The 15,787-nt window shown below is 37.2% G+C and carries 15 protein-coding genes; 3 read left to right on the top strand and 12 right to left on the bottom strand.

Translation table 11 applies throughout. From position 1 onward, the window contains the following. Window positions 1-63: 63 nt before the first annotated feature. Genes CVN76_RS02985 through CVN76_RS02970 form a run of 4 tightly spaced genes read right to left on the bottom strand, consistent with a single transcriptional unit; the run spans window position 64 to window position 2,519 of the window. A complete protein-coding gene (locus tag CVN76_RS02985; protein WP_100530216.1) occupies window positions 64-1,029 on the bottom strand; it encodes a nucleotidyltransferase family protein in 966 nt (321 codons plus the stop codon). Then, the gene (locus CVN76_RS02980; RefSeq protein ID WP_100530215.1) at window positions 1,026-1,493 is read right to left on the bottom strand and encodes a signal peptidase I; all 468 of its coding nucleotides are present in this window, start codon (window positions 1,491-1,493) and stop codon (window positions 1,026-1,028) included. The genes CVN76_RS02985 and CVN76_RS02980 overlap by 4 nt, the downstream gene beginning before the upstream one ends. Further along, window positions 1,483-1,749 (bottom strand): PqqD family protein, encoded by a 267-nt coding sequence (locus CVN76_RS02975; protein WP_100530214.1) that lies wholly within the window; start codon window positions 1,747-1,749, stop codon window positions 1,483-1,485. Before CVN76_RS02975 ends, CVN76_RS02980 begins: the two co-directional genes overlap by 11 nt. Continuing rightward, entirely contained in the window at window positions 1,749-2,519 is a 771-nt protein-coding gene (locus tag CVN76_RS02970; RefSeq protein WP_100530213.1) for a hypothetical protein, read from the bottom strand. The genes CVN76_RS02975 and CVN76_RS02970 overlap by 1 nt, the downstream gene beginning before the upstream one ends. Window positions 2,520-2,934: 415 nt before the next feature. Between CVN76_RS02970 and CVN76_RS02965 the strand changes: the two genes are divergently transcribed. The 3 genes from CVN76_RS02965 to CVN76_RS02960 all read left to right on the top strand — a co-directional run bounded on the left by CVN76_RS02965 (window position 2,935) and on the right by CVN76_RS02960 (window position 8,638). After that, window positions 2,935-5,106, top strand: coding sequence for an Ig-like domain-containing protein (locus CVN76_RS02965; RefSeq protein ID WP_100530212.1), 2,172 nt, complete (start codon window positions 2,935-2,937; stop codon window positions 5,104-5,106). A gap of 15 nt (window positions 5,107-5,121) precedes the next feature. Further along, on the top strand, window positions 5,122-5,274 hold the full coding sequence (locus CVN76_RS30825) for a hypothetical protein (RefSeq protein WP_157805495.1): 153 nt from the start codon (window positions 5,122-5,124) through the stop codon (window positions 5,272-5,274). Window positions 5,275-5,569: 295 nt separating this feature from the next. After that, complete coding sequence (locus tag CVN76_RS02960) at window positions 5,570-8,638, top strand: right-handed parallel beta-helix repeat-containing protein (RefSeq protein WP_100530211.1); 3,069 nt, start codon at window positions 5,570-5,572, stop codon at window positions 8,636-8,638. Window positions 8,639-8,931: 293 nt separating this feature from the next. On the opposite strand, the gene CVN76_RS02955 is transcribed toward CVN76_RS02960, so the two are convergent. The 8 genes from CVN76_RS02955 to CVN76_RS30820 are packed head-to-tail and all read right to left on the bottom strand — an operon-like array spanning window position 8,932 to window position 15,773. Then, entirely contained in the window at window positions 8,932-10,470 is a 1,539-nt protein-coding gene (locus CVN76_RS02955; RefSeq protein ID WP_100530210.1) for a lipopolysaccharide biosynthesis protein, read from the bottom strand. Between the two features lie 11 nt (window positions 10,471-10,481). Then, a complete protein-coding gene (locus CVN76_RS02950) occupies window positions 10,482-11,747 on the bottom strand; it encodes a peptidase (protein ID WP_100530209.1) in 1,266 nt (421 codons plus the stop codon). Window positions 11,748-11,766: 19 nt separating this feature from the next. Continuing rightward, the gene (locus tag CVN76_RS02945) at window positions 11,767-12,735 is read right to left on the bottom strand and encodes a polysaccharide pyruvyl transferase family protein (protein ID WP_100530208.1); all 969 of its coding nucleotides are present in this window, start codon (window positions 12,733-12,735) and stop codon (window positions 11,767-11,769) included. A gap of 50 nt (window positions 12,736-12,785) precedes the next feature. Then, on the bottom strand, window positions 12,786-13,127 hold the full coding sequence (locus CVN76_RS02940; RefSeq protein WP_100530207.1) for a helix-turn-helix domain-containing protein: 342 nt from the start codon (window positions 13,125-13,127) through the stop codon (window positions 12,786-12,788). Between the two features lie 22 nt (window positions 13,128-13,149). Then, complete coding sequence (locus tag CVN76_RS02935; protein WP_442857540.1) at window positions 13,150-14,355, bottom strand: DegT/DnrJ/EryC1/StrS family aminotransferase; 1,206 nt, start codon at window positions 14,353-14,355, stop codon at window positions 13,150-13,152. Window position 14,356: 1 nt separating this feature from the next. Then, entirely contained in the window at window positions 14,357-15,001 is a 645-nt protein-coding gene (locus CVN76_RS02930; protein ID WP_100530206.1) for an acetyltransferase, read from the bottom strand. Continuing rightward, the gene (locus tag CVN76_RS02925; protein WP_100530205.1) at window positions 14,998-15,612 is read right to left on the bottom strand and encodes a sugar transferase; all 615 of its coding nucleotides are present in this window, start codon (window positions 15,610-15,612) and stop codon (window positions 14,998-15,000) included. Before CVN76_RS02925 ends, CVN76_RS02930 begins: the two co-directional genes overlap by 4 nt. Further along, the gene (locus CVN76_RS30820; protein WP_157805494.1) at window positions 15,609-15,773 is read right to left on the bottom strand and encodes a hypothetical protein; all 165 of its coding nucleotides are present in this window, start codon (window positions 15,771-15,773) and stop codon (window positions 15,609-15,611) included. The genes CVN76_RS02925 and CVN76_RS30820 overlap by 4 nt, the downstream gene beginning before the upstream one ends. Window positions 15,774-15,787 lie beyond the last annotated feature (14 nt).

The following is a 15,787-nucleotide window of genomic DNA, read 5'->3' as shown; positions in this document are numbered from 1 at the left end:
TAATGAAAAAAAGCAGGAATTTCATAATTTGAAAAAAAGTGAAAGAGATGGATACTACCCGATTTATTTCTTGGAAGATAAAATATGACAAAATTCGATGATACTATGTTTTGGTGAATCAAAGCTAAGAAATGAATAATCAAGGAAGTCCACATACTTTTTAATCGGGGAATTTCTATCGTTGTACATGGTGGGTATTTGATCTGAAAACTCTTTTACTGTTTGTAGAATGGGCAGCTGTTCATATACAATCGATAAAGTCCTGATGATTCTTTTTTTTGTTTTGTGCCGTTTTGCATCCTCTATCAGTCGATTATAATCAATATTTACATTCAGGATGAGTTGAATGATATCGATGGAATACTTTAATGAATCCATGTTATGCCGCCATCCATGGAGACAAATCATATAAAAAAGGTGGAAATCGGAGAGTTGCTTAACATACAATGAGTCATTGATTGGATAAGCCTCCTGCCAAAACTCAGCGATTTCCAAGTTTGCAGTATTTCTCTTCAATATATCCCAATGAAGTTCGACGGTCAGAGGGAATGCGGATCCAGAAAGCTCCTTACTGAAAGATGTATGAAAATGAAAAGCTATTTGTTTCTCCTTCTGTGTATAACCTATATGTTGAACGATTTCAGCTGCTCGCTCCATGTCGCGCTCCTTTATGAGTAAATCTATATCAGATGTTGGCCGAGCCCCGAAATGTCCGAAAAGCTTATCAGAAAAGAAAGTTCCTTTTAGAGGAATGACAGACAATCCATTTTGTTCAAATGCAGACAAGATTTGATCTGTTTGATTTTTTATCAATATATTTTGAAAAAGGATGCTTTGACATTTTTCATTTATTCCTTGCTGGAAAAATGCTGGAGTATCGTTAAACCTCCCCTTCTTCTTCAATAGAAATAATGCTTGGGCATGAATATTTGATCTTTCAATATCATTAAGAAGCTGCCGATAATAATTCAAATCATTAGGCAAGTTTACTTGTGGTGCAAATAATACGTACAGTAACGCTGGCATCATTGGGATCGACTCCCTTTCAGTCTTTGTTGAATGTTAAGGCATTTTCTCAGGATCCCCGTGAGAAAGGGGATAGCAAGAATCAACCCTGCCCACGTTCTTGCCAGAAAACCTGAAACAAGCAGTTTGTATTTACGTTTCTGGACGTAAACCAATTTCCCCACCATTTGTTCCCGATAGATTGCCTCATCAAAGCATATGTTTGTATCTCCTTTGAAAAGATATTGCCGCCGCTGGCCATCTTTCAATTCTTTATAATATCGGTGCGCGATCAATCGATTCGATGAAGTATAAAACAATACGATGTCCCCTTTTTTCAAATGTATTGGATCACATTCATTAAAGCTGCAAATCTCTCCGTTTTTTATGAATGGATACATACTACTTCCTTGAGCAGGTAAATGAATGGAACCTTCTTTTTTGATGGTCATCAGAAATAATTCAACAATTTCCTTGTCATACAGCATGTTTAATTAATCCAAACTGCAGTAAATCCAATAAATAGCTTTCGATGTCACGTTTAGATATTTCCTCCATCACTGCATATCGATCACTTAATGATTGAACCAAGGAGTCAACAGTTTGTGCCTGATCTAGAAGCCCCCAGCAAAATCCACCTATTTCATTCAACTTTGTCACGGTAAAATTTTCAGTATGTAATATTATCCATTCTTCCCCAAGCTGGGTAGCTTCTACATGTTTACTATGAATATATTGGACCATTATGAAATCAACTCCCAAAAAGTATCGTTATTCAGAAAAAAGAGGTCATACACGGGCACCTGGCTAGCCATTTCCAATAATAAGCCTAGTATCATTTTTTTATCTGCAGGATGACTTGACCAATAAAACACTTTATCAATCATGGTTATTAATGAATCCGATTTTGTTAGACGTACCCTTTGATTTTGAAGTGACTGATGCAGGACTTGTATGCTTTCCAATGGGAAAATAGCGTTTTCGCCATCTGAAGGAATTTCACTGCGGAATGGAGAATTGAATACTTCTATCTTTTCGGATGAGATTTTTACAATGGTTGCTTCATCGGCAAGAAGGTCACGCGGTAACGATAATTTTGCAGCAGTGGATTTTCCGGCACCAGAATGACCTGCAAACATATGGGCCTTGCCGTTTTCTATAACGCATGAAGAGTGAAGCAACAGTCCCCATCCATGATATACAATGAAAGAACTATATAAATTGAATAGTGCATGTTTAAGAGCCAATTCATCATAAGCTGAAATCTCTGCATATTGAAATGCGGCATCCACTTCCATCAAGTAATCCGACCTCCGATAATAAATTCTATCCGCCTGCCTATCTTCTTTCACATCATCGTTTACAAAAGGTATGCCAAAGTCCAACTGGATTGTTACGGTAAGATCAGGTTGATGGTTTTCATCTTCCAATTCACGGAACATCTTAAATAAATACCTTGGGGCATTTTCAAAATGAATGATATGTTCCCCTATTTTAGTGTGTAATATTTTCATAGCAGTTCCCCTTCATCCTTTATAATGAGCATCTTTGTTTATTAGGCTAATACTCCTATATCCGTTATTATAAGTCATCGACAATTCTTTTTAAAGAACATTTCGTATGCTGGACTAAAAAAATAAACGATTATAAAGAACGCACTATACTAAGCCTCTTGTGTGTTTATGTAAATTCCTCATTTTTATAAACTTTTATTGTTCTTTATGAAGAACGATGGTATTCTAAAAAATATCAGGTATTTAGTTCTAGTCAATACGATTGATATAACGAATGAGCGAGGAAAACATCCCGTTACCATCATCCTGTTATTTTCTAGGCTTATTCTTTATAAATGAAGGTTTCAAGTTTGGAAGGGGTGGTTTTTAGACTAGTACGCATAGAGAAAAACATATAGTACAGGGGGAAATTCGCATGTCATTTGCAAGGAACTACAAAACGCTGGCCGTATTTACGCTTGCAATCCTTTTTTTATGTTTAATAGGAAACTCGCAGGCATTTGCAACAAATGGAGGTGGAAAAAGCAGTAAAACAGTTTATGTGACAGAGATTTCCTTAGCATCGGAGACTTTAAACATGAATGTTCATGATAAAGATGTCCAACTTGTTGAAACGATCAAACCTGTTAACGCGACCAACAAACAGATTACTTGGTCGTCATCCGATCCTCAGGTAGCCTCTGTTTCCAACAGCGGTGTTGTCCATCCGAAAGCTTCGGGCACGACAACCGTTACCGTAGTGACGAAAGATGGTAATTTCAAAGCAAGAACTAAGGTCATAGTTTGTGATCCGATAACCGTTAAAAGTGTTGCTTTAAATCCAAAACTAGTAAATCTAACTGTTAACGAAGAAGCGCAATTAACAGCTAAAGTATTGCCAGTGAATGCGACTGATCAAAAGCTTGATTGGTTTTCTTTTAACCCAAAAGTAGCTACGGTTTCTGACGGTGCCGTCCGTGCCATAAGCCCAGGCATTACCATAATCAAGGTATTCACGGGTAATGGGCGCTTCGATTGGTCATTAGTGACAGTATGTCCCAATAAACTAGTGCCTGTTAAGAGCCTGGCACTTAGCCCGAAAAGTGTAGAAATGACTGTTGGCGGTGAAGATGAAACTTTAATGGCTGCCGTCAATCCAGCCAATGCGACTAACAAAAATCTGATATGGTCCACTTCCGACTCTAATGTGGCAACGGTTAAAAATGGAATCGTTCATCCTGTAGCCCCAGGTTTGGCTGCCATCACAGTTTCCACTGAGGATGGTAAAATTGAGGATTCGGCCAAAATCACCGTGACTGCACCAGTGACGGGTATAAAGGTTAGCCCGGATTCCTTGAATCTAACAGTTGGCGGAGAGAGCAAAACTTTAAACGCCGAGATTTCACCAGCGAATGCGACAAACAAGCACCTCATTTGGACAAGTTCAGATCGGAGTGTCGCGATCATAGAGGATGGAGTCGTCCGCCCAGTCGGTCCAGGCCGTGCCGCCATTACGGTTACAACTGAGGATGGCAGGTTCACAGCTTCCGCTAATATTAATGTGACCGTGCCGGTTACTGCAATCTCACTAGATCCAGCCTCCCTGGACTTGATGGTCGGCGGTAAAGATCATACCTTAACGGAAACGGTTTCACCTGTTAATGCAACCAATAAGAACGTTACTTGGACCACTTCCGACTCGAGTGTAGCAACGATAGAAAATGGAACCGTCCACCCTATCGGTCCTGGTCAAGCGATCATCACGGTTACGACGGAAGATGGCCGCTTGACAGCTTCAGCAATGATTAATGTGACCGTGCCGGTTACTGGAGTATCAGTAACTCCAGATACACTTGAGCTTATGGTTGGAGGAGAAGATCATGCCTTAAAGGAGACGGTTTCACCCTTTAATGCGACCAATAAAAAAGTCACATGGTCAAGTTCGGATACAAGTGTTGCGACCGTTGATAATGGTGTCATCCATCCTGTAGGATCCGGAACGGCCATCGTTACCGTTTCAACCGAAGACGGCGGCTTCACAAGTATGACGACGGTCAAAGTCACGTCGCCAGTGACAGGCGTTACGCTGGTTCCAAAGGCACTGAGCTTAAACCTAGGAGATGCGGATCAAACGTTAACAGCAAAGCTTCAGCCGTCCAATGCAACCAACCAGCAACTTACCTGGACTACATCAGATCCTAAAGTGGCTGCCGTCGCAAACGGGATTGTGCACGCTGTCGGTATAGGTCAAGCAATCATTACCGTCACAACCGAGGATGGCAGATTTTCAGACACGGCTACCATTACAGTCGTCGACCCGGATACCATTCCTCCGGTTACGAAAAATAAAATGACTCCCATCTTTAACGACAAGAACACCTATATCATAGCCTTGAAGGTGACCTACATCTCATCAGATGATAAAACTGGAGTAAAGGAAACATTATACCGAATAAACGGAGGCACTTGGCAAATCTATACCAAACCTTTTGATGTCTCTGCCGACAAAACGCACACACTGGAATACTACAGTACAGACAAAGCCGGCAATAAAGAAAAAATCAACCTATATGATTTTGACAAAGGAACATGCTCATGTTCCAAATAGACAGGAGGAATTCTTTTGGAAAAGCAAACGAACGTAAAAAAGACATACGAAGCACCTAAAGTATTGCACCACCAAAACGTCACCTTTGAAACAGCCATATCTTCATCGACAGGACATTGGGAATTTCAATATGTAGACGGCTGCTGGGTAAGGGTATTTGTACCTTGATCGATAACTTGTAATGTGGATAACAAAAAAGCGTGTAAAGATTTAATTATAAAATCTTTGCGCGTTTTTTTGTGTTCACCTTCCGCCTATAATGCCAGCTTGCCCCATCACCTTTCCTTTCTTTCGATTAAATATGCATATGCGATCAATTATGAAACAGCTGTTCAGCCCTTACAACATGTCCTTTTTTGCATATTATATATAAGAACAATAATTATCTAAATATTCGGAATTAAAATAACACGAAAAGATGTATTGAGAGTTGATAATATTCAATATGGAGGAAAAAAATTCGATGTCACAAAAAATCCTGGCTCGGAAAGGCTTGAAGAAAGATTTATCTCAGTTGAATATAGGTGAATTTGGTTATTGCGTTGACACGAAAGAATTATTCATTGGTTTTTCCAGTACGGAAAATAAAGTGATTAATATTGTAAACATACAAAGGTTGGCTCCAGATACTTCCCTAATTAATGAAAACATTAAGATTGATAAAGATGGAATTTTTATTTCAGAAGAGACAGACTTAAATGAATTAGTTAAAAAAATAGGCGGTCCTAGTACAACAAATCTACTGACTGCACCAGAATTAATTAAAATCCTATCTGTGACAAACTCCACAAAGAGTTCGGACGAACGGTTAATTATTGAAAATTTCATCGTTGCTGAGGATAATGCTTCAACACCAACTTCAATTAACTTTACAAACGAAAGTTTGACCCCAGATATGGATATGGCGAACAGCAACAACTATGGGATATACGTAATTGAGCTAAAAAGATGGGGAATTGTCCAAGGATCTTTTGGCAAACCTCCTTATACAGTGGAACAATGGAAAAAGGCATATAATAACATATTGGGATTTAATCAAGCGCTAACATACGCAAGTGATAATGGAATGAATAGAGCAGTTGTTCCAAACGGGACATACAGCTTCTGTTATACCAACCTTAATGGAGCTGCTGAAATTTACGCCATGGTTAACACACCAATTAAATTATATAGTAACCAAACTCTTGATTTAAATGGATCTACTTTTGAAGTGATGTATGACTCCATTAATAAAAACCCTTATGATAATTCCCCATTAACTACCCCGGCATGGAAATTAAGTGGAGAGTTAATCCGTATAGATAATGTTTCAAATGCTAAAGTGATAAACGGAACTATCGTGGGTGATATCCCCTATAGGAGCTTTTCTGACGGAGGTAATGGATTTAATTCTGAAAAAGGAATGGAGCAAACCTATGGTATAAAAATAGACTCTGGTGCCCAATTCATATCAATAGAAAATATTGATGTCTCCATGTTTATGGGAGACGGAATAACGATAGGTTCATATCCAACCAAAACAGGCAAATGGAATCTGAATCCTTCTGATACTAAAGCCTTTCCAGGATATGTTGATGCAACGGGTAAAATTGTACAAACCCTCATCGGGGCTTATGTTACAAATAAATTTCCAGTCATAAAAGGAGAGCACAAACAACTGCAAATGAGGACAAGCGGCGGTTATACAAGAATACCTCTTATTGCCAACAAAACATTTGAATACCTCTTTTATAATTCGAAAGATGCCATAATAGCAAGAAAGAAAGCCGTATACCTGCAGGTTGTGACAGTACCTTTGGACACTTCTTATGTAAGATTACAATTTATCAATGAAAAGATTGGTCTTCCCAGCATTGAAATCTCGTATTCAATAACAAAGCCTCAGGCACATCATGTTAACATTTACAAAAGTACCATACACAATAACCATCGGGGCGGCATTAGTGGCGGAGCTGACTTTACCTATATTGCCTACAATAAGATTTATCACAATGGTATGGATTCAGGATTGAACATCCCTATCTTCCCTAATTCAACTAGGTACGCGATAAACTTCGAAGACAGCTACAGTAACAATGTAATAATCGAGAATAACCATATATTCTCGGGTTTTAATGGGGTGCTGATGGGAGTTTATCACGGCAGAATTGTAGGTAACATTCTAAGTGAAATTGGTGGTGTTATTGTTTACAATAACGCTAATATAGTTATAGATGGCAATGTTTTTTATGAGAGCAGCGGGCTACAAATAACCAATTCGGTAGCCACACAAGAAAGAACTGTTCTTTTTACTAACAATACAATTAACTCGTCAGCTATGTCAGTAATAGCAACAGGAGGTAAAACTAGGGTCAGGCTCATTAATAATGTTATTAATATAGACTCATTGTCTTCATCAGGTAACGTTGAGTTTATTGGCAATAACATAAAAAGCTACACAGGATCCACTTATACTGGATACTCGAATGTAACGATTGATAATATAAAAAGATGTACGGGAAATACGTTTGAAGATTTTAATTATGGATCACATTACAGGGTTTCTGTAATGAAGCCGAAAGATTCCACTAACGATATAAGCAATAATGTGTTCAAGTCCGTTTCCTTCAATTCAAATAATTTGGCTAACGACATCGAATTCCTGAATTCTGCTTTTTATGACTGTTTGGTTACCGGTCAGGTTGCAGATTCAGCTCTTTCACATAGCATGTTATTTGATCATTGCCTTTTCCAAGATAGTAGCCTTGAATTGGGCGGCAAATATGTCAATAATACATCGATTGGTGGGGTAACTGGAAAAGCAACCTTCAATAATTGTAATATCACTTACACTTCAAGCTATACGGGCGCTTTTTTAATGGGCATTAGCGACAATATTAAAATCACTGGTTATCCGGAGAATATCATCCCCAGAAATTATAAATTGGAAATTACTAACTCGGAATTAATGCACAGTTCAGCTACTATTATTACTTTAATCAAGTATTTCAACCAAGACAGTAACTTTGATATCAATCATTATAAAAAGGTTTTGATAGAAAATTCTAGGATACGGGCCTTAGATATTTCGAAGCTCAAGTTATTTTTAAGTACCAACCCCAACATTTATACAAACTCCGCAACAATAAAGAATACCATTTATGAAGGATTTAATGGGTTCCCCACTCCGATATATGGAAGCTTGGAAAGCTATAATCCAGTGTACGTCTCCACTGGAACAGCCATACCTTCATCTGGATTTTTTGCATTAGGACAAAAAGTAGAGAACACCAATGTGATTGCTGGCGGATTTCTAGGTTGGATATGTGTTAAAGCCGGTTATGCCAATACCAATCCATGGGCTGCAAATAAAGCATACAGCATCAATACTTTTATTCAATCTAATAATAAAGTCTATAAAGCTACTTTAGCAGGAACATCAGGGGCTGCAGCACCTTCCCATACAATAGGAAAAGCAATGGACGGTGGAATAACCTGGGAGTATGTAGGTGGTTTAGCGGAGTTTAAGACTTTTGGCGTGATATCAAATTAATGACAATAACTTGAGCATATACCCTCGGGATAAAATATGAGCATCGTCAGAAAAATTCATAATATTAAAAAGCCCAATTTCTCTATTGAATTCTGAGAAATTGGGCTTTTTAGATACGCTGGATAAACGTCCGTTTGTTGAACAGAGTACGAATTTGACTTGTGCATTAGTTAGATAAGTCGGCAAAAGTCATCATTAGTACTGAAATCCCCATTATGTCTTTATGGTCACGCCTTTCGCTGACTCCCAAATACGGTTATTATTAAAGAACAGTACACAACCCTCAGCAATTACTAAACAATCTTTTCTTCAACAATTTTATTTTTTCTTTTTTTCAGTAAACTCCATACTATATTAGAGATATAAATAAATTCCTCAGATTTTCTAAAAACCATATAAAATAATAAGTTAGGTATAAAAAGACTAATAATTGTGCCATAAATAATGTTTATATTAGAATGTAAACCTGAATATATGGTTTCTGTTATTAATATTGAAATGATAATTAACATAAGATAAGTAACATATCTCATGAAATATCCTATAACAGGCCTTTTAAAAACATATTTAAATATGATAAACGGATCGTACCAAAAATACGTGCATAGTCTACTGATAACCGTCCCTATAAATACACCAGATATTCCAATAAATTGCACAAGGATTACCGAAACAACAATATTGATAACCGCAGCAATAATAGGTCTATATTTTCCTTTGTTGAATAGTCCTGTAGTTTGTCTGTATGTAGTTGAGGCATTTTGCATGCCAGCAGTTAAAAAATTCAATAAAATAGAGAGTAAAATGAACTTATTAAAGATGTACTGTTCACCTAACCAAATTATTATAAAGGGGTTTATTAAATTCCAAATCAATAAAGTGCATAGTCCGTATATCCAAAAGTTAGCAAAATGAATTACGCGAAATAAAAAATACTTTTTTTCCACGTCTTCTGTGACTACTAAATTTCCAACACTTGAATTCAAAGAGTAAAATATATGGCTAATAAAAGTGCTAAGAGTAGAAATGATCAATAAATAATTCGAGTAAATCCCAACTTGGATTATCCCGACATACTTCGAAATGATAATATTATCAGTTCCGTTAATAACCACCCCGCTTACCTTATATAAAAATAGCGCATATAAATTTTTATAAAATTCCTTTTTTTCTTCTCTATTTAAATGAACATCATTTTTTTCTTTCATGTAAGGATATAGGGTATGAACTTTTTTAACTACATACACGTTTTCAATAATCCTTATAACTACTTGAAAAGATAATAGTAAGATATAATTTTTGGTAATTAATAAAATTAAAATTTGTATTATATTGGAGGTGATAATAAAATAATTGTGAATCTTTGAAATGATATAACTTTTTTGATCAGCAATGATAATAGCCTGTTTATAAACGAAATAATAGGATGATACAGAATTAACTAGAAATAATAAATATATTATATTTAAATGATCCACTGCTTTACCATCATGCAATAAATTCGGTATAAACGGAAGAAGCATCATCCCTAACAAAAAGACGATCAACCCAATCATTCTATATGCCTTTTGATATAAGTTCATCAAGGCTTTTATTTTCTGTATATCTTTGTTTGCGAGCGGTTTATACAAACTATAAATGATAGCCGTATCAAATCCTAAATTGGCTAGGGATAGCATAATTAAGATGCTTGAAAATAGTCCATCTATTCCGGTATATTCTATTCCTAGTGTATAAATAAGTGCTGTTCTTACAGCAAACCCCATAAAAACACTGATAAATTGTCCCGTTAGTCCAAAAAATATATTCTTAAGCGAATTTTGTATCCTCATCGTCCAGTATCTCAGTAATTACTTTCAAATATTCTCGTTATTTTGTTTCCGATTCTTCTTTTTATGATAGGAAAGAATTGTGTAACTCTATATTTGATAAGTGAATATTTACGTTCTGAGACGAAATCGTAAGTAAAGAACCACTCAAGCTTAAAATCACCACTTATATTTTGACGATTTTCAGTGATACGTTGTTGGATAAAATCCCAATACATTATATTTGTTTTTGTGAAATACTTAATATTATCCAGTAAATAACTTTGGAGATGAGAAGAAAGATCTTCTGGAATATTAAATCCGAAATTTTTTGGATCCTTTCCCTCTGCTATGATTCCTAATATAGTTCTTAAACATTTTTCACAGTTGCAGCAATTATCTTCGTTTTTGAAACAGACTCTGATATTAACTGACTCTTGGTTTTCAGAAAAATAGTCAACCACTACTTTAGTTTTAGCTTGCCTAGTCAGTTCAAACCCATCATGAAATACCTTCCCGGAAGCATACCTAATTCTATTGTCACTTACAGGGTTAGATGCACAAGGGAGTTCTGAGCCCCGAGTGTATGAACTTGCGATATAAATACATCCTACCTTTAGTTTGAAAGCTAGAGGTATTGCCGCAGATATAATGGCTAAGCCATGATGCAGGCCATGCCACCAAGAGTCCCCTAACCTTTTAGCGAAATCGGAGTCAATTCTTCCTGCATTAACAAAATTACCATAGTTTGACTGAATAAGTATGTTTTCCAGACCATATTTTTTGGCAAATTCAACCGCGTTTTCTTTATCGGCCTCCCACACCTCACTATTTTTAATCTCCCTTTCGTGCCAGCCAAACTCAGTGATCAATAATGGGTTTTTATCCTTAACTCTAATGAATGTCGTAATTGCATCTAAGCCTCCACTAAATAAAGAGGCAACTTCATGAATTGGTTCATAGGTGTTCTCCACTACTATTTCTACTTCTATCTCCCCTTTAAAATCCATATTAGGAAACATATCCTGATATGATTCTTTCAACCCAGTTAGACATTCATAAAATGATTTATCTAATTCTTTTACTTTTATAGTGGTATCAGAAATCCAGGTAAGCGGAATGATATTTGCTAAAAAAGGAATTGCAAGTATACTCTTAGGGATGTCCGTTATATCATAGTTGTATTCTATAAATAAATTGTTATTTTCTTTAAAATATTTTTGTAAATTTTTTGATGGAGTAAAAAAGAAATCAACACGATTATTATTAACCCTAATATCGTCAAGTATAATGCTTTTCATAAATTCCACTCTTCCTTTTTCAATTTTCGAATTGCTTCAACCAGGTATTTACCTTCTCGTAATCAACATTAACGTTAGTAATTATTTCAGAGTTAATCATATGCTCAAGTTGATTAAAATCGTTTCTATGAATGGTGTTGATATTATATGATTCAGCCATTCCCTGGGCCCTTTCATCAATGGATATAATTATAGATCTCTTTTTATTTCTCATCGCAAAGATTCCGCCATGCAAACGCGTCCCTATATAGTCAATTTTACCACTCAATACTTTTTCAAATTCCTCGACTGACGGAGGCACAATATTTATGTTTTCGATATTCTCGAAACCTCTAAAGTATTTCAAATCTTTTGCATCCTGAACCCAAAAATAAACATTTTTGTAATTTTCATTTAATACGTTTATTAAAAATTGGTCTTTCTCAATGTCTTTTGAATGGTGAGTAAGAGTAAAAACTACATCATCCGATTTAAATGTAGGAATTTCCTTGCAAAACTCTGGTGTAAGTAGCCATAAAGTTGCACAACCTGTATTTATTGCTTTAAATCCTAAATCTTCAAGAATGGCTTTAGTTCTTTCGTCCCTCACACTATGAACATATTTATGTGATAAAACTTTAGAATATAATATTCTTGTATAAGTATTTACTTTATCCCCTTTACCTGCTCCAACTCCTACTAGGACACTGCCTTTTAAAGGATGATAATTAAATAAATTTATATTCCACTGTGGAAAATGCGTTAGCATATTCATCGTTAACAAATTTGACCCACCAACGAATTTATATTTGGCATCACTGTATATTTGCACTCTATTCGATCGTCTAGCCACCTGGTACCAATGAAAAGGTGAAACATGTGTCGGAAGTGTTAAAGTGAACCTATTATTTGTAATTCCTAATAACTGATGTCTTATACATTTCATTATTATGTCATCGCCTTTATTGAGCGATCCTACTGAAGTATCTAACAAGAGTATATTATCCATGAAAATTCCTCACTTTAAATAGATTATGATTGATATAAGCATTAAGAAAATTATTTTTGACTCTCATTCTGCCACCTAATAAACTCAATCAATGGCTTATATTGGGGAATCTGTTCTTTCTCAAGGCCGCTGCTTTTGAGTTCTTGAACAAATTCGATCCACTCTGTTTCTAAGTAATAGGGGGCAGCCATGGTGTTTTCCTTTTTTAGGAGTGAGACGAAATCGACATTCAGTACGTGAGCGATTTTTTCCATGACCTGTAGGGAGGGGTTCTGATTGAGATTACGTTCTATGTTACTTAGATAAGATTTAGATATATTTGCCTGTTCAGCTAGCTCAGATAATGTATATCCTCTTTTCTTACGCAACTCTGCAATGTTTTTTCCAATCATTTGATTACCTCTTCATTCTTTTTTATCCATTTCCAATGTGATTCCGTATCGATGGATGGGTGTTATCCATTCCTGCACTTGTTGCTTTTTTAATTGATTGTATGACTCTCATTTGATCTTCCCGAGTCATATTGGACCCCGATGGTAAGCATATTCCTGTATGGAATAATTGTTCGGCAATGTGAGTTTCGCTCTCATGGGAATAGTATCGATAGCCTTCAAAAAGAGGCTGAAGGTGGAGCGGTTTCCAGACATGCCTTGCTTCAATGTTTTCGTTTTCTAGTGAATCAAGCAAACGGGCCTTTGATATGCCAAGTTCCGCTTCGTTTATGGTGACTGCCGTCAACCACCGGTTTGACAGGGTGTCTTCTAGTTCAGGCATGAATGTTATTCCTGGTAGTTGGGCCAATTCTTGGGCATATAAATCATAAACCGATCTCCTGGCCTTTACTCTTTCTCCCAATACCTCTAGTTGGCCCCTCCCGATTCCCGCAAGGATATTACTCATGCGGTAATTGTAGCCAACCTCGCTGTGCTGATAATGAGGAGCCGAATCCTTTGCTTGCGTAGCTAAAAACCGGGCGCGCTGCAATGCAGCGGTATCATTGGAAATCAACGCTCCGCCTCCGGAGGTCGTGATGATTTTATTTCCGTTGAACGAGTAGATTCCGAATGTCCCGAATGTCCCGCTTGCTTTTCCATGATATGTGGAACCGAGGGACTCGGCTGCGTCTTCGATGATGGGTACTTGATATCGATTACAGATGGATAATAGTTCATCCATTTTAGCCGGTTGACCATATAGATTGACAATGATGACGGCTTTAGGAAGCTTGCCTGCATCAGCAGCTTCGCTAAATGCTCTTTCTAGCGCTTTAGGAGACATATTCCATGTTTCCGGTTCGGAATCTATGAAAATCGGTTCAGCATTCAGATAAAGAATGGGATTGGCGGTAGCCACAAAGGTGAGACTTGAACAAAAAACGGTATCTTCTTTTTTCACGCCCAATAAAGAAAGAGCCAAATGAATCGCCGCCGTACCGGAACTGACTGCGACCGCTTCTTTGACTCCTGCATATTTTGCTAAATCTTTTTCGAAAACATTGAGATTTGGCCCTAAAGGGGCAATCCAATTTGTCAAAAAGGCTTCTTTGACGTACTTTTCTTCATTTCCGCTCATATGGGGCGGAGAGAGGAAAATTCGCTTATCGGTTGTAGCGTTTAACACTTTACACACCCTCTATACTCATTTTATTTTTCAAGATTGCAGGTGTTCCAACGGCTACGCTATGTGATTGGATATCGTTGATAACTGTAGCTCCTGCACCGATAACAGACCATTTTCCAATTGCGACATTGGGGATTACTGTTGCCCCGGCACCGATATGTACCCCTTCGGCCACTTTTACGGCACCAGTTAAGGTAGCGTGTGGTGAAATATGGACGAAATCACCAAGTTGGTTATCATGCTCGACCACCGATCCACTATTGATGATTGAATGACAGCCAACCTTGGCATCCGCATTGATGACCGCTGCTGGCATGACTACCGTACCGAGCCCTATTTCAGCAGACGGGCTGATGATCGAAGAAGGGTGAAGCAGTGTTCCATAATAAGAATCCGGGATCCCCAGCTCCTCCACGACGTTTTTTCGGGTAAGATTATCTCCAATTGCTACAATGAATTGTATATCCATGACTTGTTCCAATAAGTGGGATGCTGTCGAAAGCGGTGCGAAAAACAACTGGTTTTTAATGATCGGTTTTTCATATTTATCATCAAGGTAGCCAATCAATTCGCAACCAACGACCGTGTCAATCATATCTTTAATGACTTTACTATGACCGCCTTCTCCAATTAATACAATTTTCATCCATGCTCTTTCCTTTCAGTAAGGACAGTCCCCTTAAATGGACTCATGGTAACATGAGCGGAAGAGTTTATCCCCTCCGTACGGAACACCTTCACGATCGTAAGCACCAAAATCTTAATATCAAGTAAGATCGAATGATGGTTTACATACCAAATATCCAGTTCGAATTTTTTTTCCCATGTTAATGCATTCCGTCCATTTATTTGTGCCCAGCCGGTAATTCCTGGACGCACAAGATGACGTTTCGCTTGTTCGTTTGTATACAATGGAAGATATTCCATCAATAAGGGCCGTGGACCAACCAAACTTATATCTCCTTTGACAACATTGACCAGTTGAGGCAGTTCATCCAAACTATATTTTCTAAGAAACCTACCAAATGCAGTTAACCTTACGTGATCTGGGAGGAGTTCCCCGTTTTCATCATGCTGATTATTCATTGAACGAAATTTATACAGATAAAAGGGCGTTCCATTCAAACCAGGTCTCATTTGGCGGAAAAGAATCGGCTTTCCAAGCTTATATTTAAGTAAACATCCAACTATCAGGATTACCGGGCTGAGGGTAACCAATAAAAGCAATGCAAGTAGTAAGTCAAATGTTCTCTTCATCTTTTCACTTCCAGGATTGTATATTTTCCTTTCGATATGACAAATTGCCGTTTGATTTCTTCTATTAAAACATCTAACTTCATATCGTCTGATTCATTCCCTAATTTGTAGGCGTAACATAATATATCTTTGAATTTTTCTTTTTGTATTTGCTGCTTCATCGTTTGCCCCATTT

The organism is Bacillus sp. mrc49 (assembly GCF_002803435.1).
This window is presented reverse-complemented; position numbering and strand designations above follow the sequence as displayed.

Excerpts from the sequence above, each read along its gene's own strand:
- CVN76_RS02985 (WP_100530216.1), bottom strand. The coding sequence starts at position 1,029 with ATGATGCCAGCGTTACTGTACGTATTATTTGCACCACAAGTAAACTTG.
- CVN76_RS02980 (WP_100530215.1), bottom strand. The coding sequence starts at position 1,493 with ATGCTGTATGACAAGGAAATTGTTGAATTATTTCTGATGACCATCAAA.
- CVN76_RS02975 (WP_100530214.1), bottom strand. The coding sequence starts at position 1,749 with ATGGTCCAATATATTCATAGTAAACATGTAGAAGCTACCCAGCTTGGG.
- CVN76_RS02970 (WP_100530213.1), bottom strand. The coding sequence starts at position 2,519 with ATGAAAATATTACACACTAAAATAGGGGAACATATCATTCATTTTGAA.
- CVN76_RS02965 (WP_100530212.1), top strand. The coding sequence starts at position 2,935 with ATGTCATTTGCAAGGAACTACAAAACGCTGGCCGTATTTACGCTTGCA.
- CVN76_RS02960 (WP_100530211.1), top strand. The coding sequence starts at position 5,570 with ATGTCACAAAAAATCCTGGCTCGGAAAGGCTTGAAGAAAGATTTATCT.
- CVN76_RS02955 (WP_100530210.1), bottom strand. The coding sequence starts at position 10,470 with ATGAGGATACAAAATTCGCTTAAGAATATATTTTTTGGACTAACGGGA.
- CVN76_RS02950 (WP_100530209.1), bottom strand. The coding sequence starts at position 11,747 with ATGAAAAGCATTATACTTGACGATATTAGGGTTAATAATAATCGTGTT.
- CVN76_RS02945 (WP_100530208.1), bottom strand. The coding sequence starts at position 12,735 with ATGGATAATATACTCTTGTTAGATACTTCAGTAGGATCGCTCAATAAA.
- CVN76_RS02940 (WP_100530207.1), bottom strand. The coding sequence starts at position 13,127 with ATGATTGGAAAAAACATTGCAGAGTTGCGTAAGAAAAGAGGATATACA.
- CVN76_RS02930 (WP_100530206.1), bottom strand. The coding sequence starts at position 15,001 with ATGAAAATTGTATTAATTGGAGAAGGCGGTCATAGTAAAGTCATTAAA.
- CVN76_RS02925 (WP_100530205.1), bottom strand. The coding sequence starts at position 15,612 with ATGAAGAGAACATTTGACTTACTACTTGCATTGCTTTTATTGGTTACC.
- CVN76_RS30820 (WP_157805494.1), bottom strand. The coding sequence starts at position 15,773 with ATGAAGCAGCAAATACAAAAAGAAAAATTCAAAGATATATTATGTTAC.